Annotated in this window: 15 protein-coding genes; 7 read left to right on the top strand and 8 right to left on the bottom strand. The window is 64.4% G+C overall.

Translation table 11 applies throughout. The features are described from left to right. Positions 1 to 24 precede the first annotated feature (24 nt). Positions 25 to 771, top strand: a complete 747-nt coding sequence (gene cobM / locus BTN82_RS17790; RefSeq protein WP_075120431.1) for a precorrin-4 C(11)-methyltransferase — start codon at positions 25 to 27, stop codon at positions 769 to 771. A 78-nt stretch (positions 772 to 849) separates the two neighbouring features. On the opposite strand, the gene nfuA is transcribed toward cobM, so the two are convergent. Continuing rightward, positions 850 to 1,434, bottom strand: a complete 585-nt coding sequence (nfuA, locus tag BTN82_RS17795; protein WP_009049665.1) for a Fe-S biogenesis protein NfuA — start codon at positions 1,432 to 1,434, stop codon at positions 850 to 852. Positions 1,435 to 1,640: 206 nt separating this feature from the next. Then, positions 1,641 to 3,932 carry a fatty acid cis/trans isomerase gene (locus BTN82_RS17800; protein WP_075120432.1) on the bottom strand — a complete coding sequence of 764 codons (2,292 nt, stop codon included), beginning with the start codon at positions 3,930 to 3,932 and terminating at the stop codon, positions 1,641 to 1,643. A gap of 156 nt (positions 3,933 to 4,088) precedes the next feature. Here BTN82_RS17800 and metH point away from each other — a divergent pair, with 156 nt between their 5' ends. Continuing rightward, complete coding sequence (gene metH, locus BTN82_RS17805) at positions 4,089 to 7,799, top strand: methionine synthase (protein WP_075120433.1); 3,711 nt, start codon at positions 4,089 to 4,091, stop codon at positions 7,797 to 7,799. Between the two features lie 167 nt (positions 7,800 to 7,966). Then, positions 7,967 to 8,185: a DUF2970 domain-containing protein gene (locus BTN82_RS17810; RefSeq protein ID WP_044463769.1), complete on the top strand. Its 219-nt coding sequence runs from the start codon at positions 7,967 to 7,969 to the stop codon at positions 8,183 to 8,185. Positions 8,186 to 8,192: 7 nt separating this feature from the next. Here BTN82_RS17810 and BTN82_RS17815 read toward each other — a convergent pair whose 3' ends face one another. After that, the gene (locus BTN82_RS17815; protein ID WP_075120434.1) at positions 8,193 to 9,290 is read right to left on the bottom strand and encodes an ABC transporter substrate-binding protein; all 1,098 of its coding nucleotides are present in this window, start codon (positions 9,288 to 9,290) and stop codon (positions 8,193 to 8,195) included. Between the two features lie 497 nt (positions 9,291 to 9,787). Between BTN82_RS17815 and BTN82_RS17820 the strand changes: the two genes are divergently transcribed. Both BTN82_RS17820 and BTN82_RS17825 read left to right on the top strand, forming a co-directional pair. Beyond that, complete coding sequence (locus BTN82_RS17820) at positions 9,788 to 11,446, top strand: nitrite/sulfite reductase (protein ID WP_075120435.1); 1,659 nt, start codon at positions 9,788 to 9,790, stop codon at positions 11,444 to 11,446. Then, positions 11,430 to 11,924: a DUF934 domain-containing protein gene (locus tag BTN82_RS17825; RefSeq protein WP_007921840.1), complete on the top strand. Its 495-nt coding sequence runs from the start codon at positions 11,430 to 11,432 to the stop codon at positions 11,922 to 11,924. The genes BTN82_RS17820 and BTN82_RS17825 overlap by 17 nt, the downstream gene beginning before the upstream one ends. 235 nt (positions 11,925 to 12,159) lie before the next feature. On the opposite strand, the gene sohB is transcribed toward BTN82_RS17825, so the two are convergent. Beyond that, the gene (gene sohB, locus BTN82_RS17830; protein ID WP_075120436.1) at positions 12,160 to 13,182 is read right to left on the bottom strand and encodes a protease SohB; all 1,023 of its coding nucleotides are present in this window, start codon (positions 13,180 to 13,182) and stop codon (positions 12,160 to 12,162) included. A gap of 205 nt (positions 13,183 to 13,387) precedes the next feature. Here sohB and BTN82_RS17835 point away from each other — a divergent pair, with 205 nt between their 5' ends. Both BTN82_RS17835 and BTN82_RS17840 read left to right on the top strand, forming a co-directional pair. Further along, complete coding sequence (locus tag BTN82_RS17835) at positions 13,388 to 14,098, top strand: histidine phosphatase family protein (RefSeq protein ID WP_075120437.1); 711 nt, start codon at positions 13,388 to 13,390, stop codon at positions 14,096 to 14,098. Positions 14,099 to 14,148: 50 nt separating this feature from the next. Then, a complete protein-coding gene (locus tag BTN82_RS17840) occupies positions 14,149 to 14,463 on the top strand; it encodes an SCP2 sterol-binding domain-containing protein (protein WP_007921837.1) in 315 nt (104 codons plus the stop codon). 85 nt (positions 14,464 to 14,548) lie between these two features. On the opposite strand, the gene BTN82_RS17845 is transcribed toward BTN82_RS17840, so the two are convergent. The 4 genes from BTN82_RS17845 to BTN82_RS17860 are packed head-to-tail and all read right to left on the bottom strand — an operon-like array spanning position 14,549 to position 20,084. Beyond that, a complete protein-coding gene (locus BTN82_RS17845; protein WP_075120438.1) occupies positions 14,549 to 16,156 on the bottom strand; it encodes an ABC transporter ATP-binding protein in 1,608 nt (535 codons plus the stop codon). Between the two features lies 1 nt (position 16,157). Beyond that, positions 16,158 to 17,180, bottom strand: coding sequence for an ABC transporter permease (locus tag BTN82_RS17850; RefSeq protein ID WP_075120439.1), 1,023 nt, complete (start codon positions 17,178 to 17,180; stop codon positions 16,158 to 16,160). After that, positions 17,180 to 18,244: a microcin C ABC transporter permease YejB gene (locus BTN82_RS17855; protein ID WP_075120440.1), complete on the bottom strand. Its 1,065-nt coding sequence runs from the start codon at positions 18,242 to 18,244 to the stop codon at positions 17,180 to 17,182. The genes BTN82_RS17850 and BTN82_RS17855 overlap by 1 nt, the downstream gene beginning before the upstream one ends. Next, positions 18,231 to 20,084 (bottom strand): extracellular solute-binding protein, encoded by a 1,854-nt coding sequence (locus BTN82_RS17860; RefSeq protein WP_075120441.1) that lies wholly within the window; start codon positions 20,082 to 20,084, stop codon positions 18,231 to 18,233. Before BTN82_RS17860 ends, BTN82_RS17855 begins: the two co-directional genes overlap by 14 nt. Positions 20,085 to 20,094: the final 10 nt, after the last annotated feature.

Genomic DNA, 20,094 nt, shown 5'->3' on the forward strand with positions numbered 1-20,094 from the left:
CCCCTTTTTTCACAGGAGAACGCCATGACCGTCTTTTTTATCGGCGCAGGTCCCGGCGACCCGGAACTGATCACCGTCAAGGGCCAGCGGCTGATCCACAGCTGCCCGGTCATCATCTATGCCGGCTCCCTGGTGCCCGAGGCCGTGCTCCAGGGCCATCGCGCCGAACAGGTGATCAACAGCGCCGAACTGCACCTGGAACAGATCATCGAACTGATCAAGGGCGCCCATGCCAAGGGCCAGGACGTGGCCCGCGTGCATTCCGGCGACCCCAGCCTGTATGGCGCCATCGGCGAGCAGATTCGCTGCCTGCGCGAGCTGGGCATCCCCTTCGAGATCATCCCCGGCGTGACCGCCACCGCGGCCTGCGCGGCCTTGCTCGGGGCTGAACTGACCCTGCCGGACGTGGCCCAGAGCGTGATCCTCACCCGCTACGCCGACAAGACTTCGATGCCGGCCGGCGAGGAGTTCGCCAGCCTGGCTGCCCATGGCACCACCATGGCGATTCACCTGGGGGTCAACCACCTGGCGAAAATCGTCGCCGAACTGTTGCCCCACTACGGCGCCGACTGCCCGATTGCCGTGGTGCACAGGGCGACCTGGCCGGACCAGGAGTGGGTGCTCGGCACCCTGGCGGACATTGCCGACAAGGTCGCGGCCAAGGGTTTCCGGCGTACGGCGCTGATCCTGGTGGGCCGGGTGCTGGCCACGGATGCGTTCAGCGAGTCGTCGCTGTATCGCGCCGGGCATGCGCATCTGTATCGGCCTTGAGATCCAGGCAACACGGACTGACAGGCATAAAAAAACGGCGCTCACGGGGCGCCGTTTTTTCTGTTCGCAGCGAACGCCTTAGTAGTAGGCGTTTTCTTTCTGCGTATGGTCGGTGACGTCACGCACACCTTTGAGCTCCGGAATGCGCTCGAGCAGGGTGCGCTCGATGCCTTCCTTCAAGGTGACGTCGGCCTGGCCGCAGCCCTGGCAACCGCCGCCGAACTGCAGCACGGCGATGCCGTCCTCGACCACATCGATCAAGCTGACCTGGCCGCCGTGGCTGGCCAGCCCGGGGTTGATCTCGGTCTGCAGGTAATAGTTGATGCGCTCGTTGATCGGGCTGTCGGCGTTGACCATCGGTACCTTGGCGTTGGGCGCCTTGATGGTCAGTTGGCCGCCCATGCGGTCGGTGGCGTAGTCGACGACCGCGTCATCGAGGAAACCCTCGCTGAAGGCGTCGATGTAGGCGGTGAAGCTCTTCAGGCCCAGGGCCTTGTCTTCGGGTTTTTCTTCGCCCGGCTTGCAATAGGCAATGCAGGTCTCGGCGTACTGGGTCCCTGGCTGGGTGATGAAAATGCGGATGCCAATGCCCGGGGTGTTCTGCTTGGAGAGCAGATCGGCCAGGTAATCATGGGCGGCGTCGGTAATGGTAATAGCGGTCATGGAAATTCCTCGCAGGCGTGGGCGCAGTTTACGCCAATCGGCGTGCCGGACAAAGTCCTAGTATTTTTGTCGGGATAGACCTTGGTCGATAAACCCGCACGACGCGCTCGGCGTCGGGAACAGGATTTTTTACAAGGCTTTTCCAGGGTGGCCCGGGCCGGAACCTGAGGGCTCCGACCCGGAATTTCAAGGCACACAGGGTGTTTTCAGAGGTTCTCGTAGCGGTTCATGTCCAGTACCCCCGCCTCTTTCGGATCGGTTTCGAGAATGAACTGGGTCTGGTCATGGAAGTATTGCCAGAACTGCGGATGGCTGCGGCGAATCCCCCAACGCTCGACGATCTTCTCGAAGCGCTTGGCGTCCTTGGCGTTTTCCATCTGGGCGACGAAATCCGGCACCTGTTCGGCGGGAATGTTGAACATGAAGTTCGGGTAGCTGCTGAGCACGCCCGGGTAGATGGTCAGGGTGTCCAGGCCCGGCTGGTAGCGCAGCGATTCGCCCAGCAGGAACGCCACGTTACTGTGGGCGCGGTTGCGCAGCATGCTGTAGAACACCCGCTTGCCGCTCGGCGCCTGGATACGCAGCATGGTCGCCTCCGGCAGCAGGTCGATCACTCGCATGCCCGCCGCTGGCCGCGCCACCAGGCGGCTGAGGGCCTGTTCGGCGTTCTGCAGCGCCGGGTCGATGTTCGGCCGCGAACAGTAGGCGCCGTCGCAGCGGTTGATCGGGTCGGGCCGCGCATTGAGGTCGCCGTAGCGGCTCAGCAGCTGGTTGGCAAAATCCCGTTTCGGGTCCTTTTCATCCAGCACCAGGGCGCTGGACTTGCTGTCATCGATAGACTCGTAGTCCAGCCACATCTTGAATTTGCCGCTGTTCTGGTACCAGTCGTCGAGGAAGTCCTCGCGGGTGCCGGCGGGCATCAGGCGCAGGAAGTTCTGCTCGGCGCCGTTGCGGATCAGGTCGAAGTACAGGCGGGTCTGCGCCTGGTGCGAGACGTTGCCGAACACGTCGAAATTCACCGCCAGCTGATAATAGGTACGCTCCAGCAGCGGGTAGTCGAACAGCCACAGGGTCTGCGGTACTTCGCCGATCAGGCCCTTGGTCACCGAAGCGCTGTCGAAGTGGCGGAAAATGCTCAGCAACGCATTGTCGTTGCCCGCCCACAGGGTCGACCAGCTCGGCGCCGGGGCGTCGGCGTAGGAGTCGCGGCGCAGGACCTCGTATTCGTTGCGTTTGTCGCGATAGGCCAGCCACAGGCTCAGCACGCTGCCGACATCGTCGTTCTGCCCGGGCATGGCCAGCAACGGCGTGGCCTGGCCGCGGTAGGCCGGATCAGTGATGTACAGGTCATGCTCCGGGGCCTGGAACAGCGCCCAGAAATTGTCGCGGATCACGTCGGTGGCGATCTGCCCGCGGCACACCGGGCCGCGGATAAAGGTACGTACGAAGTACTCGGCGTTATCCAGCATGAACTGGTAGCGGGCCCGAGCCGGAATCGCCTCGAAGGTCTCGAACGGGTTGGCGCGACGTCCCGGGCCATAACCCGGCAACGCGGTGACTTGATAATCGCCGCTGTAGAACAGGGTCTTGACCCGCGCCATCTTCGCCGCGCTCAGCGGGTAGGTGATGTGGGTCTTGTGCACGATCACCCCCTGCACCGGCCACAGGCGGTAATACACCTGAGTGCCCGGGTCGTCGTTGGGTCGGCGGGTGTTGATCAGGTCGATCGGCTGGCCGCTGGGCGTGCGCGAACGCACCCACTGGAAGAAATGCCCCGGCTCGCCGCCCTCGAAATAGATATGGGCCAGGAACCAGTGCTCGAACAACCAGCGCGCTACCAGGCTTTCCCGGGCGCCGGGGGCATTGAGCAGGTTTTCCCATTGCAGCACCTGCATCGCTTCCTTGGCGCTCGGCGCCAGGCCCTGCTCGTCGATCGGCGCACCGGACGCCAGCCAGCGTTGCAGGGTCTGGTATTGCTGATCGGTCAGGCCGGTCACCGCCAGCGGCATGCCTTCGCGCGGATGGGCGCCGGCATAACCGTCGAATTCAACCGGTTGCGCGCACATGTTCTCGCGGCCGAGGCCCAGGACGATATCGTCCGGCAGCTTGGCGTTGGGTTGCAGCGGGGTCTTGTGGCCCAGCTCCAGCATCCGCGCCATCAGCGCCGCCTGGCTGCCCTGGGCGTCGAGCACCGAATAGAACCCCTTGGCCTGCCAGGCATGCTTGCCGAAGGCGTCGTAGAACAATCGGGTCGGAGCCTCTGCCTTGCTCCGCTCGCCGTCGTACACCGGGGTCTTCGAGGCGCCGCGCGCCGCGCCCTCGCCGCTGCCCAGGTTGAGCTGGCAGGCGGAGTCGTAGCAGGCATGGCAGGCCACGCATTTCTCGGTGAAGATCGGCTGGACATCGCGGGTATAGGAGATCGCCGGGGCAGCCCCCTGGGCGCTGGCAAGCGAACTTAAAAGCAGCAGCGCACTGCCGATGACGACGCGGTAAGACATGTCCCTGGTCCAATCCTTCAGAAAATCCGCCGATTCTACCGGGCCAGCACCCTGACCAACATGAGCGATATTCATGAAAAACCGCCGCATGCTCTAAAAGCGCACAGGTTTGCTATGATCCTCGCCCTTCGTAATCGCCCTCCCAGGTAGTCTTTCATGTCCGATCGCAGCACGCGCCTCCACGCCCTTCAGCAAGCCCTCAAAGAGCGCATCCTGATTCTCGACGGCGGCATGGGCACCATGATCCAGAGCTACAAGCTCGAGGAACAGGACTACCGCGGCAAGCGTTTCGCCGACTGGCCGAGCGACGTCAAGGGCAACAACGACCTGCTGGTGCTGACCCGCCCGGACGTGATCGGCGGCATCGAGAAGGCCTACCTGGACGCCGGCGCCGACATCCTCGAGACCAACACCTTCAACGCCACACAGATTTCCATGGCCGACTACGGCATGGAGGCGCTGGTCTACGAGCTCAACGTCGAAGGCGCGCGCCTGGCACGCAAGATCGCGGACGCCAAGACCCTGGAGACCCCGGACAAGCCGCGCTTCGTCGCCGGCGTGCTGGGCCCGACCAGCCGCACTTGCTCGCTGTCGCCGGACGTCAACAACCCGGGCTACCGCAACGTCACCTTCGACGAGCTGGTGGAGAACTACACCGAGGCCACCAAGGGCCTGATCGAGGGCGGCGCCGACCTGATCCTGATCGAAACCATCTTCGACACCCTCAACGCCAAGGCGGCGATCTTCGCCGTGCAGGGCGTGTACGAAGAACTGGGCTTCGAGCTGCCGATCATGATCTCCGGCACCATCACCGACGCCTCCGGCCGTACCCTGTCGGGCCAGACCACCGAAGCCTTCTGGAACTCGGTGGCCCACGCCAAGCCGATTTCCGTCGGCCTGAACTGCGCCCTCGGCGCCAGCGAACTGCGTCCGTACCTGGAAGAGCTGTCGAACAAGGCCAGCACCCACGTTTCCGCGCACCCCAACGCCGGCCTGCCCAACGAATTCGGCGAATACGACGAACTGCCGGCGCAAACCGCCAAGGTCATCGAGGAGTTCGCCCAGAGCGGCTTCCTGAATATCGTCGGCGGCTGCTGCGGCACCACCCCGGGGCACATCGAGGCCATCGCCAAGGCCGTGGCCGGTTACGCGCCGCGGCAGATTCCCGACATCCCCAAGGCCTGCCGCCTGTCGGGCCTGGAGCCGTTCACCATCGATCGCCAGTCGTTGTTCGTCAACGTCGGCGAACGGACCAACATCACCGGTTCCGCCAAGTTCGCCCGCCTGATCCGCGAAGAGAACTACACCGAGGCCCTGGAAGTCGCCCTGCAGCAGGTCGAGGCCGGCGCCCAGGTGATCGACATCAACATGGACGAAGGCATGCTGGACTCGAAGAAGGCCATGGTGACCTTCCTCAACCTGATCGCCGGCGAGCCGGATATCTCCCGCGTCCCGATCATGATCGACTCCTCCAAGTGGGAGGTGATCGAAGCCGGCCTCAAGTGCATCCAGGGCAAGGGCATCGTCAACTCCATCAGCATGAAGGAAGGCGTCGAGCAGTTCATTCATCACGCCAAGCTGTGCAAGCGCTACGGCGCCGCGGTGGTGGTGATGGCCTTCGACGAAACCGGCCAGGCCGACACCGAGGCGCGCAAGAAGGAAATCTGCAAGCGCTCCTACGACATCCTGGTCAACGACGTCGGCTTCCCGCCGGAAGACATCATCTTCGACCCGAACATCTTCGCCGTCGCCACCGGCATCGAGGAGCACAACAACTACGCGGTGGACTTCATCAACGCCTGCGCCTATATCCGCGACGAGCTGCCCCATGCGCTGAGCTCCGGCGGCGTGTCCAACGTGTCGTTCTCGTTCCGCGGCAACAACCCGGTGCGCGAGGCGATCCACTCGGTGTTCCTGCTGTACGCGATCCGCAACGGCCTGACCATGGGCATCGTCAACGCCGGCCAGCTGGAGATCTACGACCAGATCCCGCAAGAGCTGCGCGACGCCGTGGAAGACGTGATCCTCAACCGCACGCCGGAAGGCACCGACGCCCTCCTCGCCATCGCCGACAAGTACCGCGGCGACGGCAGCGTCAAGGAAGCCGAGACCGAAGAGTGGCGCGGCTGGGAGGTCAACAAGCGCCTGGAGCACGCCCTGGTCAAAGGCATCACCACGCACATCGTCGAAGACACCGAAGAGTCGCGGCTGTCCTTCGCCCGTCCGATCGAAGTGATCGAAGGCCCGCTGATGGCCGGCATGAACATCGTCGGCGACCTGTTCGGCGCCGGCAAAATGTTCCTGCCCCAGGTGGTGAAATCGGCCCGCGTGATGAAGCAGGCGGTGGCGCACCTGATACCGTTCATCGAACTGGAGAAAGGCGACAAGCCCGAGGCCAAGGGCAAGATCCTCATGGCCACGGTCAAGGGCGACGTGCACGACATCGGCAAGAACATCGTCGGCGTGGTCCTGGGCTGCAACGGCTACGACATCGTCGACCTCGGCGTGATGGTGCCGGCGGAGAAGATCCTGCAGGTGGCCAAGGAACAGAGGTGCGACATCATCGGCCTGTCCGGCCTGATCACCCCGTCGCTGGATGAGATGGTCCACGTCGCCCGGGAAATGCAGCGCCAGGATTTCCACCTGCCGCTGATGATCGGTGGCGCCACCACGTCCAAGGCGCACACCGCGGTGAAGATCGAGCCCAAGTACAACAACGATGCGGTGGTCTACGTCACCGACGCCTCGCGCGCCGTGGGCGTGGCCACCCAGTTGCTGTCCAAGGAACTCAAGGCCGGCTTCGTCGAGAAGACCCGCGAAGAATACGTGGAAGTGCGCGAGCGCACCGCCAACCGCAGCGCCCGCACCGAGCGCCTGAGCTATGCCGCGGCCATCGCCAAGAAGCCGCAGTTCGACTGGGCCGACTACCAGCCGGTCAAGCCGACCTTCACCGGTGCCCGGGTGCTGGACAACATCGACCTCAAGGTCCTGGCCGAGTACATCGACTGGACGCCGTTTTTCATTTCCTGGGACCTGGCCGGCAAGTTCCCGCGCATCCTCGAAGACGAAGTGGTGGGCGAAGCCGCCACCGCGCTGTACCAGGACGCCCGGGAAATGCTCGACAAACTGATCGACGAGAAGCTGATCAGCGCCCGCGCGGTGTTCGGTTTCTGGCCGGCCAACCAGGTGCAGGACGACGACCTGGAAGTCTATGGCGACGACGGCAAGCCCCTGGCCCGCTTGCATCACCTGCGCCAGCAGACCATCAAGACCGACGGCAAGCCGAACTTCTCCCTGGCCGACTTCGTCGCGCCCAAAGACAGCGGCGTGACCGACTACGTCGGCGGTTTCATCACCACCGCCGGGATCGGCGCCGAGGAAGTGGCCAAGGCCTACCAGGACAAGGGCGACGACTACAACTCGATCATGGTCAAGGCCCTGGCCGACCGCCTGGCCGAGGCCTGCGCCGAGTGGCTGCACCAGCAGGTGCGCAAGGAATACTGGGGTTACGCCAAGGACGAGGTGCTGGACAACGAGGCGCTGATCAAGGAGCAGTACAGCGGCATCCGCCCTGCCCCGGGTTATCCGGCCTGCCCGGACCACACCGAGAAAAGCACCCTGTTCGCCCTGCTCGACCCTGAAGCCTCCGAAGGCAAGGCCGGGCGCAGCGGCGTGTTCCTCACCGAACACTTCGCGATGTTCCCGGCGGCGGCGGTCAGCGGCTGGTATTTCGCCCATCCGCAGGCGCAGTACTTCGCCGTCGGCAAGATCGACAAGGATCAAGTGAACAGCTACACCGCGCGCAAGGGCCAGGACCTGGCCGTGAGCGAGCGCTGGCTGGCGCCGAACCTGGGCTACGACAACTAAGCGCCGTACCTCCCTGTAGGAGCGAGCGTGCTCGCGATAAACGCCAATGATCACGCGGTAAATCTGCAGAACCGCGTCGTCTCGACGTTTTGATCGCGAGCACGCTCGCTCCTACAGGATGTTTGATTGGCTATGCTCTCTGCACACCCACCCGTGTCGAGGGATTTATGGACGACCCCATCAACGACAAGCCGCCGACCTTCTGGCAGATGCTGCACAGCGTCGCCGCCGCCGCGTTCGGCGTGCAGAGCGGCAAGAACCGCAAGCGCGATTTCACCCACGGCAAACCCAGCCACTTCGTGATCCTGGGCATTCTGTTCACCGCGGTATTCGCCTTGACCCTGTTCGGCATCGTCAAGCTGGTGCTGCACCTGGCGGGAATCTGAAGCGCTGTCAGGGCAGCAACAGCTTCAGCGAGAAGGGATAGCGATAGTCGGCCGGCTTGCCCTGGACCGACAAGCCGCGAAAGTCCACGCCGAATCGCTGCGAGCCCTGCAGCTCCAGCAGGCGTCGCGCCTGGGCCGTGTCCAGCAGTTGGAACACGCCCAACTGCCAGTCCGGGCCACCATGGGCCACGGGGTTGAGCCCGCGGGCGTCGTCCGCGAGCACCACCATCGCCCAGCCACCGACGCTGAAATGCCCGGCCACCAGCACCGTCAGGCGCCCGTCGATCAGCGCCTGCAAGGCTGTCGGCGAACTGTTCAGGCCGCTGAACAGCACATCCTTGCCCGGTTGCCGCCCTTGCTGCTCCAGCGCCGCCATCGCGCCCAGGGCCATTTCGTCGTTGGCCGACCAGACCAACTGTGTCTGCGGATACCGCTTGAACAATTGCTGGGCCTGGTCGAAAGCGCGCTGGCGATTCCACTCGCCGTACACCAGTTGCCGCAGCCGCACCTCGGGGTGCTCGGCCAGCGCCCGTTGCAGGCCTTGTTCGCGAAATTGCGCCACTGGAGTGTTCTTCACGCCCGAGAACGCCAACAGTTCGACGACTTGCCCTGGGGCGGGCGGGCCGTGACGGCGCATCAGCTCCTTGAGCATCTGGTAACCGGCTTCTTCGTCGTTGGCGATCATGCTGCCGACCCAGTCGGGGTAACGATCCTGGCGCTCGCTCAGCAGGCGCCGCTGGTCGGCGGTCAGGGCGCTGCTGACGAAGAACAGCTTGACCCCACTGCCCCGTGACAGGCGCAGGAGTTCCGGCGCGATATATTCTTCGTTGACCACCACCAGGTAGTCTGGCCGGTCCGGGCCTTGGAGGATTTCCCGAGCCTGGCGCAGGGTCGTCTGCGAGTCGCGCTGCGAATAACGCACACGCAGATCCAGGCCGAGGTCAGTGGCGGCGGCCTGCATGAACTGCGAATAACCGACCCAGAAGGTCTCGGTCGAAATGCCCGGATTGAGGAAGACCACCGACGTGGCATGGGCCGCGGACCAGAGCGGTGCGCCCAGCACCAGCAGCGGTACCAGCAGACATCTACCTAACACCTTGAACATTGCGACCAGAGTCCCGGAATATTGCCCTGCAGTATAACTGGCAAAATACTGGCCACGACCGGCAAATCGTCATTTCCCTCTGACAATTCGGACTCTGTTCATCGATTGCCGGCAGCTATTGATGACTGACCCAGAACACCGCCGTTCCCACCACCAGAATGATCAGGAAGAGAATGGCCCAAGCATCGACACTGCTGTCGCTTTTCCTTGCTTTGGTTGTATTGCCCATAGCATCGCCTCTTGTCGGTTTTATCGGTGATTGCACAAAGACTCGAGCACAGTTAAGTCGAGGATTGCCCTCACCACAAATGTGGGTTTGAACCGGGCGGATACCGTTAGTCGTTTTGGTTCTTTGCATATACTCAAACATCACTTTTGCGCATAACTGCAAACTGGTATCTTCCCCCCGCTCCGTTGGGAGTGCGCGGCCGTGCGCGCGAATTTCTTGGGTGACATCCGCCTCTGCGTCACCTGATAAGCCTGAGAACAGGATCTATATGTACGTATACGACGAGTACGATCAGCGGATCATCGAGGACCGCGTCAAGCAGTTCCGTGATCAGACCCGACGCTATCTGGCAGGCGAGCTGAGCGAAGAAGAATTCCGCCCTCTGCGCTTGCAGAATGGGCTCTATATCCAACGTTTCGCCCCGATGCTGCGGGTCGCGGTGCCTTATGGCCAACTGACGTCGCGGCAAGTTCGGATGATGGCCAAGATCGCTCGCGACTACGACAAGGGTTACGCCCACATCAGTACCCGGCAGAACGTGCAGTTCAACTGGCCGGCGCTGGAAGACATCCCGGACATCCTGGCCGAGCTGGCAACCGTGCAGATGCACGCCATCCAGACCAGCGGCAACTGCCTGCGCAACGTCACCACCGACCAGTTCGCCGGCGTCGCCGCGGATGAGCTGATCGACCCGCGCCCCTGGTGCGAGATCGTCCGTCAGTGGACTACCTTCCACCCCGAATTCGCCTACCTGCCGCGCAAGTTCAAGATCGCCGTCAATGGCTCGACCGCGGACCGCGCAGCCATCGAAGTCCACGACATCGGCCTGGAGCCGGTGCATAACGCCGCCGGCGAACTGGGCTTCCGCGTCCTGGTCGGTGGCGGCCTGGGCCGCACCCCGGTGATCGGCGCGTTCATCAACGAGTTCCTGCCGTGGCGGGACCTGTTGAGCTACCTCGACGCCATCCTGCGGGTCTACAACCGCTACGGCCGGCGCGACAACAAATACAAGGCGCGGATCAAGATCCTGGTCAAGGCGCTGACGCCGGAAGTGTTCGCCGAGAAGGTCGAGGCGGAAATGACCCACCTGCGCGGCGGCCAGACCACCCTGACCGATGCCGAAGTACACCGCGTGGCCAAGCACTTCGTCGACCCGGACTACAAGACCCTGGGCAACCAGGACGCCGAACTGGCCGAACTCGACCGGCAACATGCAGGCTTTGCCCGCTGGCGCGTGCGCAACACCCTGGCCCACAAGAAGCCGGGTTATGTCGCCGTGACCCTGTCGCTCAAACCTACCGGCGTGGCCCCGGGCGACGTCACCGACAAGCAGCTGGACAGCATCGCCGACCTGGCCGACCGCTACAGCTTCGGCCAGTTGCGCACGTCCCACGAGCAGAACGTGATTCTCGCCGACGTCGAGCAGAGCCAGCTGTTCACCCTGTGGGGCGAGCTGCGCGAGCAAGGCTTCGCCACGCCGAACATCGGCCTGCTGACCGACATCATCTGCTGCCCGGGCGGCGACTTCTGCTCGCTGGCCAACGCCAAGTCGATCCCGATCGCCGAATCCATCCAGCGTCGTTTCGACGACCTGGACTACCTGTTCGACATCGGCGAACTGGACCTGAACATCTCCGGGTGCATGAACGCCTGCGGCCACCACCACGTGGGCCACATCGGCATCCTCGGCGTGGACAAGAAAGGCGAAGAGTTCTACCAGGTCTCCCTGGGTGGCAGCGCCAGCCGCGACGCCAGCCTGGGCAAGATCCTCGGCCCGTCCTTCGCCCAGGACGACATGCCCGACGTGATCTCGAAGCTGATCGATGTGTACGTGGAGCAACGTACCGAAGACGAGCGTTTCATCGACACCTATCAACGTATTGGCATCGACCTCTTCAAGGAACGCGTCTATGCAGCGAATCATTAAGAACAACGAGGTCATCGACGAAACCTGGCACTTGCTGCCCAAGGACGCGACCCTCGACGGCATCTCCAACTGCGACGACCTGATCGTGCCGCTGGCCCTGTGGCGCGAGCACGCTCACGCCCTCAAGGCCCGCGACGGCGGCCTGGGCGTGTGGCTGGACGCCGATGAAGAAGCCGAGGAAATCGGCGATGACGTGCAACACTTCCAGGTCATCGCCCTGAATTTCCCGGCCTTCACCGACGGCCGCAACTACTCCAACGCCCGCCTGCTGCGCGACCGCTACGGTTTCAAAGGCGAACTGCGGGCGATCGGCGACGTGCTGCGCGACCAGCTGTTCTACCTGCGCCGCTGCGGTTTCGACGCCTACGCCCTGCGCGCCGACAAGGACCCGTACGAAGCCCTGGAAAGCCTCAAGGACTTCTCCGTGACCTACCAGGCCGCCACCGACGAACCGCTGCCGCTGTTCCGTCGCCGCTAAGCGCCGCGCCAACAAAAAGCCCTGGACCGGGAAACCGGTCCAGGGCTTTTTTGTTTCCGCCGTTTATGGCGGCGGGGGCCGCCATCGCGGGCCAGCCTCGCCCCCATAAAAACACCCGTGATCCTTGTAGGAGCGAGCTTGCCCGCGATCAAAACGCCAAGACAACGCGGTGCTTCAGATCCGTCGCGTCATCGTTGATCGCCATCGCGAGCAAGATCGCTCCTACAGGAGGTCGTTACCAGAAACGTTGCTGGGTCAACCGGCTCCACCAGGTCAGCAGCACACGGTCGACCGAACCGCTGGCCGCCAGCCCGACCCGCTCCTGCAGGCTCTTGCGCTCGGCGTAGTGCAGGTGGAACAGCTCGGCGTCCTTGGCGCGCTCGGCCAGGTACTCGTCGCTGGTCTTCAGCTCGTCGACCAGCTGTTTCTCCTGCGCCGCGACGCCCAGCCAGACTTCGCCGGTGGCCACTTCGTCGATGACCAGCTGCGGCCGGTAGCGGGAAACGAAGTTCTTGAACAGCTGGTGGGTGATGTCCAGGTCTTCCTGGAACTTCTCCCGGCCCTTCTCGGTGTTTTCGCCGAACACGGTCAGGGTGCGCTTGTACTCACCGGCGGTCAGCACTTCAAAATCGATGTCGTGTTTTTTCAGCAGGCGATTGACGTTGGGCAACTGCGCCACCACGCCGATCGAGCCGAGAATGGCGAACGGCGCGCTGATGATCTTCTCGCCGATGCACGCCATCATGTAGCCGCCGCTGGCCGCGACCTTGTCGATGCACACCGTTAGCGGCACGCCGGCCTGGCGGATCCGCGCCAGTTGCGAGGAGGCCAGCCCATAGCTGTGGACCATGCCCCCGGCGCTTTCCAGGCGCAGCACCACTTCGTCCTGGGACGTGGCCAGGCTCAGCAGCGCGGTGATTTCGTGGCGCAGCCCCTCGGTGGCCGAAGCCTTGATGTCGCCGCTGAAATCCAGCACGAACACCCGGGATTTTTCCTCAGGCTGCTTCCTGGTTTTTTTCTCGGCCTTGGCCTGGGACTTGCGCAGCGCCTTGAGCTGGTCCTTGTCGAGCAGGCTCTGCTCCAGGCGCTCGCGCAGGCCCTTGTAGAAATCGTTGAGCTTGCTGACATGCAATTGCCCGGCGCCCTTGCGCCGACCTTTGCTGCGCAGGGAGGCAGCGGTGACCAGCACCACCAGGATGGCGATGACCAGGGTGACGGTTTTGGCCAGGAAACTGGCGTACTCGGAGAGAAACTCCACAGGGACTCCTTAAAGAGGTGCAGCACTGCCAACGCGTGGCGGAATGGGCTCCAGCATACCGACGCGGCCGGACGTCGGCCAGTCGCGAAACCTGTTGTTACGGTGCTCTAACGGGCATTTCAAACAAGCGTATGTTTTTTCATTGACAGCTCACTGGCATCCTCATAACCTCGCAAAACTTTCAACGTGCCGGGATGACGCGGACGTGGGCAGCATCTATCTGATTCGACATGGCCAGGCCTCCTTCGGTGCGGACGACTACGACGTCCTCTCGACTACCGGTATCCGTCAGGCCGAAGTGCTCGGCCAGCACCTGGTCGAACTGGGGGTGAGTTTCGATCGCTGCCTGGCCGGCGACCTGCGCCGCCAGCAGCACACCGCCAATACCGCCCTGGAACAGTTCAGCGCCGCTGGCCTGCCCACACCGATCCTGGAAACCGATTCGGCGTTCAACGAATTCGATGCCGACGCAGTGATCCGCGCCCTGTTGCCCGACATGTTGTCCGAGGAACCTGGCGCCGTGGACACCCTGCGCAACGCCGCGCAGAACCGCGGTGAATTCCAGCGCATCTTCGCCCTGATCATCGACCGCTGGCTGGCCGGCACCTACGACCCACCGGGCCTGGAAAGCTGGCTGGGTTTCGTCGAACGCGTCCAGGCCGGCCTGCAGCGCATCCTGGAACAGGCCGACAGCACCCAGAAAATCGCCGTGTTCACCTCCGGCGGCACCATCACCGCCCTGCTCCACCTGATTACCCGGATGCCTGCCGCCCAGGCCTTCGAACTGAATTGGCAAATCGTCAACACCTCGCTCAACCAGCTGAAGTTCCGCGGTCGCGAGGTGGCCCTGGCTTCCTTCAACAGTCATGCCCACTTGCAACTGCTGAAGGCCCCGGAACTCATCACTTTCCGTTGAGTCCGGATCACTGTGACCCTTGCTGTACCACCCCATAAAAGGATCGAACCATGACCTCCGTAGCCGACGCCGTACAAGCCATGAAAGCCAAGTTCAACCCAGCTGCCGCTGCCGGCCTGGACCTGGTTTTCGGTTTCCGTATCGATGACACCAAGAACTTCTCGCTGATCGTCAAAGACAGCACCTGCGAGCTCAAGGAAGGCGAAAACCCGGATGCCCAGGTCACCCTGGTCATGGACGGCGAAACCCTGCAAGGCATCGTCAGCGGCGAAACCGACGGCATGCAGGCCTTCATGGGCGGCAAGCTGCGCGCCGAAGGCGACATGATGCTGGCGATGAAGCTCAGCGAACTGTTCCCGGCCTGAGACCGGCGCTTCCCCAGGGAAGCGTGAGCGCTGACAACGACGAATCCCGCCTCCTGGCGGGATTCGTCGTTTTCGGCACAGGCTTTCAGCGGGCCTCCAGCGAGCCGCTGGCCGTTGCCGCGACGACGCTGGAGGCCATCAGCAACTCGCGGGTGTAGGGATGGCGCGCCGCCGCGAACAACTGGTCGGTGGTCCCGCGCTCCACCACCTCGCCGTCCTTCATCACGATCAGGTCGTGGGCCAGGGCGCGGACCACGGCCAGGTCGTGGCTGATGAACAGGTACGTCAGGCCATGCTCCTGCTGCAAGCGGCGCAACAGGGCCACCACCTGTTTCTGCACGGTACGGTCCAGGGCCGAGGTCGGCTCGTCGAGCAGGATCAACTGCGGCTTGAGCACCAGGGCACGGGCAATGGCGATGCGCTGGCGCTGGCCGCCGGAGAACTCGTGGGGGTAACGATGGCGGCTGGCCGGGTCGAGGCCGACCTCGCGCAAGGCATCGATCACCGCCTGCTCCCGCTGCCCGGCATCCAGGTCACTGTGCACCCGCAAACCCTCGGCGACGATCTGCTGCACGCTAAGGCGCGGGCTGAGGCTGCCGAACGGGTCCTGGAACACCACCTGCAATTGCCGCCGCAACGGCTGCAATTGTTTGCGGTCGAGGCGCTCCAGGGCTTGCCCGTCGAAGCGGATGTGCCCTTCGGACTCGACCAGCCGCAGGATCGCCTGGCCCAGGGTCGACTTGCCCGAACCCGACTCGCCGACGATCCCCAGGGTCTTGCCCCGCTGCAATTGCAGGTCGATGCCGTTCACCGCCTTGAGGTAACGCCTGGGCCGCAGCCAGCCGCCACCCTGGCGGAACCAGACCTTCAACCCCTGCACCGCCAGCAAGACCTCCCCCGGCCCGCGGCGCAAGGCCTGGCCGCCGGGTTCGGCGTTCAGCAGCTGGACGCTGTAGGGGTGCCGCGGATCGGCGAACAACCGGGCGCAGTCGGCCGTTTCGACGATGTCTCCGGCGCGCATCACCGCCACCCGCTGGGCAATGCTGCGCACCAGGTTGAGGTCGTGGCTGATCAGCAGCAAGGCCATGCCCAGGCGCTGTTGCAGGTCCTTGAGCAACAGCAGGATCTTGCGTTGCACCGTCACGTCCAGGGCGGTGGTGGGTTCGTCGGCGATCAGCAGTTCCGGCTCGCAGGCCAGGGCCATGGCGATCATCACTCGCTGGCGCTGGCCGCCGGACAACTGATGGGGATAGGCCCGCAGGCGCTGCTCCGGCTGCGTGATACCGACCAGACGCAGCAGTTCGAGGATCCGTTCGCTCGCCTGGCTGCCGACCATGCCCCGGTGCAGGCGCAGGGTCTCCCCCAACTGCCGCTCCACGTTATGCAGCGGGTTCAGCGAACTCATGGGTTCCTGGAAGATCATCGCGATACGGTTGCCGCGCAGCTGGCGCAAGCGCGCGGGGCTCGCGCCGAGCAACTCTTCGCCCCGATAACGCAGGCTGCCGGCGATGCGCGTGCTGCCCGAGTCGAGCAATTGCAGAATGCTGTGGGCGGTCACCGATTTGCCCGAGCCGGACTCGCCGACCAGCGCCAGGCACTCGCCGGGGCGGATATCCAGATCGATGCCGTGCACCACTTCGGCGGCCTGGAACGCCACCCGCAGCCCGCGCAGTTCAAGCAGTTTTTCACTCATTTCAATGCCTCGGATCGAAGGCGTCGCGGCAGGCTTCGCCGATAAACACCAGCAACGACAGAATCAGCGCCAGGGCGAAAAACGCCGTCAGCCCCAGCCAGGGTGCCTGCAAGTTGCTTTTGCCCTGGCCGATCAATTCGCCCAGGGAAGCACTGCCGGCGGGCATGCCGAAGCCGAGGAAATCCAGGGCCGACAGGGTTGAAATGGCGCCGGTGAGAATGAACGGCAGGTACGTCAGGGTGGCGCTCATGGCATTGGGCAGGATGTGCCGCACGATCACCTGGGCATCGCCGACGCCCAGGGCGCGGGCCGCCTTGACGTACTCCAGGCCGCGGCTGCGCAGGAACTCGGCGCGCACCACGTCGACCAGGGCCAGCCAGGAAAACAGCGCCATGATCCCTAGCAGCCACCAGAAGTTCGGCTCGACGAACCCCGAGAGGATGATCAACAGATAAAGCACCGGCAGCCCCGACCAGACCTCTTGCAAACGCTGGCCCAAGAGGTCGATCCAGCCGCCGTAATAGCCTTGCAGGGCGCCGGCGGCAATGCCGATCAGGGCGCTGGCGGCGGTCAGGGCCAAGGCGAACAGCAGCGACACCCGGGTGCCGAAGATCGTCCGCGCCAGCACGTCCCGGGCCTGGTCGTCGGTGCCCAGCCAGTTTTGCGCCGAGGGCGGGCTGGGCGCCGGCTGCGTCAGGTCGTAATTGACCGTGTCGAAGGCAAAGGGAATGGGCGCGAACAGCAACCAGCCGCCCCGCCCTTCGATCAACTGGCGCACCGCGGCGCTGCGGTAATCCGGCTGGAATGGCAGCTGGCCGCCGAATTCCTGTTCGGTGTAGCGCTTGAACGCCGGGAAGTACCACTGGCCCTGGTACGACACCAACAGCGGCTTGTCGTTGGCGATCAGCTCGCCGCCCAGGGTCAGGGCGAACAACGCGCCGAACAGCCACAACGACCACCAGCCGCGCCGATGGGACTTGAAACGCTGCCAGCGCCGCACGCCGAGGGGAGACAGGGTCAGCATCAGGCGCTCCTTGCACTGAAGTCGATGCGCGGGTCGACCAGGGTGTAGCACAGGTCGCCGACGAGTTTTATCAAGAGGCCGAACAGGGTGAAGATGAACAGCGAACCGAACACCACCGGGTAATCCCGCGACACCGCCGCGTCGTAGCTCAGGCGCCCGAGGCCGTCGAGGGAGAAGATCACCTCGATCAGCAGCGAGCCGCCGAAAAACACATTGACCAGGGCCTGGGGCAACCCGGCGACCACCAGCAGCATGGCGTTGCGAAACACATGGCCGTACAGCACCTGGCGTTCGCTCAGGCCCTTGGCCCGGGCGGTGACCACATACAGTCGGGACACCTCGTTGAGAAAGCTGTTCTTGGTCAACAGGGTCAAGGTGGCGAAGCCGCCGATCACCAGCGCGGTCACCGGCAGCACCAGGTGCCAGAAATAGTCGACGAGCTTGCCGACGGCGCTCAGTTGCTCGAAGTTTTCCGACACCAGCCCGCGTACCGGGAACCAGTCCAGCAGCGTGCCGCCGCCGAACACCACGATCAGCAGCAGGGCGAACAGGAAACCCGGCATCGCATAACCGATGACGATTGCCGCGCTGCTCCAGACATCGAAGGCCGAACCGTTCCGCACGGCCTTGCGAATGCCCAGGGGGATCGACACCAGGTAGGTGATCAGCGTCGCCCACAGGCCCAGCGACAAGGTCACCGGCAGCTTCTGCGCGATCAGCTCGGTGACCGTGGCGCCACGGAAAAAACTCTTGCCGAAATCCAGCTGCGCGTAGCTCTTGAGCAGCAGCCACAGGCGCTCGCCGGCCGGTTTGTCGAAACCGTACTGGCGCTCGATATCGGCCAGCAGCCTGGGGTCCAGGCCGCGGGTGGCGCGGGATTCGCCGCCCACCGTGTCCACCGCCCCGCCGCCCACCGCCGAGGCGCCGCCGATGCCTTGCAGGCGAGCAATGGCCTGCTCCACCGGGCCGCCGGGCGCCGCCTGGACGATGACAAAATTCACCAGCAGGATGCACAGCAAAGTCGGCACGATCAGCAGCAGGCGCCGCGCGCTATAGGCCAGCATGAGAGTTCTCCCCGTTGCGTTGGCGCATCTGGCCCAGGGTCAGCGCCTCGGGGCTGAGCTCCCACCAGGTGTCGAGCCCGGCGTCGTACAACGGCGCGATGGCCGGGCGGCCGAAGCGGTTCCACCAGACCGTGGAAATCCCCGGCGGGTAATAGTTGGGAATCCAGTAATAGCCCCACTGCAACACCCGATCCAGTGCCCGGGCGTGGGCCAGCATGCTGGCGCGGCTGTCGGCCCGCACCAGCGCCGCCAACAGCCCGTCCACCGCCGGGTCGCGCAGCGCCATGTAGTTGTTCGAGCCCGGGTCATCGGCGCTCACCGAGCCGAAATAGTTGAACACCTCGCGCCCCGGCGCCTGGGACACCGGGTAGGCGGCGACGATCATGTCGTAGTCGCGCTCGCGCACCCGGTTGGTGTACTGCGCGGTGTCGACCTGGCGGATATCCAGGCCCACGCCGATCTGCGCCAAGTTGCGCTTGAACGGCAGCAGCAGGCGCTCGAAGCCTTTCTGGCCATTGAGAAAGGTGAAATGCAGCGGCTCGCCGGCAGCGTTCACCAACTGGTCGCCCCGCGGCGTCCAGCCCGCCGCCTCCAGCAACTTCAGAGCCTGCAATTGCTGCGGACGGACGATCCCGCTGCCGTCGGTGAGCGGCGCCTGGAACACCTGGCTGAACACCTCGTCCGGGACCTGCCCGCGCCAGGGTTCGAGAATCCGCAGCTCTTCGGCGTCCGGCAGCGCCCGGGCCGCCAGTTCGCTGTGGGAAAAGAAGCTCTGCTGGCGCAGGTACATGCCGCGCATCATCTGCCGGTTGGTCCACTCGAAGTCCCAGAGCAGGGCCAGCGCCTGGCGTACGCGGCGGTCCTGGAACAGCGGCTTTTGCAGGTTGAAGATAAAGCCCTGGGCACCCTGGGCCGACCCCGGCGCCAGGTGTTCGCGCACCAGGCGCCCCTGCTCCAGCGCGGCCCCGGCGTAGCCGATGGTGTAGCCGGTAGCGGAGAACTCGCGGTTGTAGTCGTAGCCGCCGGCCTTGAGGATCTGCCGCGACACGTCGGTGTCGGCGAAGAACTCCACCCGCAACCGGTCGAAGTTGTAGCGCCCGCGCGCCACCGGCAGCGCCTGCCCCCACCAGTCCTTGACCCGCTCGAAATCCACGCTGCGCCCGGCGTCCACCGCGCTCACCCGGTACGGCCCGCTGCCCAGCGGGGCCTCGAAGCCGCCGCCGTCGGCGAAGTTGCGCCCGCGCCACCAATGCTCGGGCAGCACCGGCAGCACCGCCAGGTCCAGGGGCAAGGTGCGGCTGTCGCTGTTCTTGAACAGAAAACGCACCTGGGTCGGCGACTCGACCTGCACCTCGGCAACCTCGGCGAACTGCTGGCGGTAGACGAAGCTGCCCTGGGTCATCAGCAGCTCGAAGGTGTAGCGCACGTCCTCGGCGGTGATCGGGCTGCCGTCGTCGAAGCGCGCCCGTGGGTTGAGGTAGAAGCGCAGCCAGGAACGGTCCGCGGCCAGCTCCAGGCCTTCGGCCACCAGGCCGTACACCGTGTAGGGCTCGTCCTTGGAACGATAGGCCAACGGCGCGTACAGCCAGCCGTCGACCTCGGCCACGCCGGTGCCTTTGTCGATGTAGGGGATCAGGTGGTCGAAGGGCCCGCTTTCCAGGGACGAGCGGCGCAGGCTGCCGCCCTTGGGCGCGTCCGGGTCGACGTAGTCGAAGTGCTGGAAACCGGCGGGGTACTTAGGGGCTTCGCCGTAGACCGTCAGCGACGGCTGCACGGCGGCCAGCAGTTGAGGGCTCAGCAGCAGGCAGAGCCAGAACGGGAAAGCGCGTTGCAACAGCATGGAGTGATGC

It is taken from the genome of Pseudomonas chlororaphis (genome assembly GCF_001921865.1).
GTDB classification, from domain to species: Bacteria; Pseudomonadota; Gammaproteobacteria; order Pseudomonadales; family Pseudomonadaceae; genus Aquipseudomonas; species Aquipseudomonas chlororaphis_D.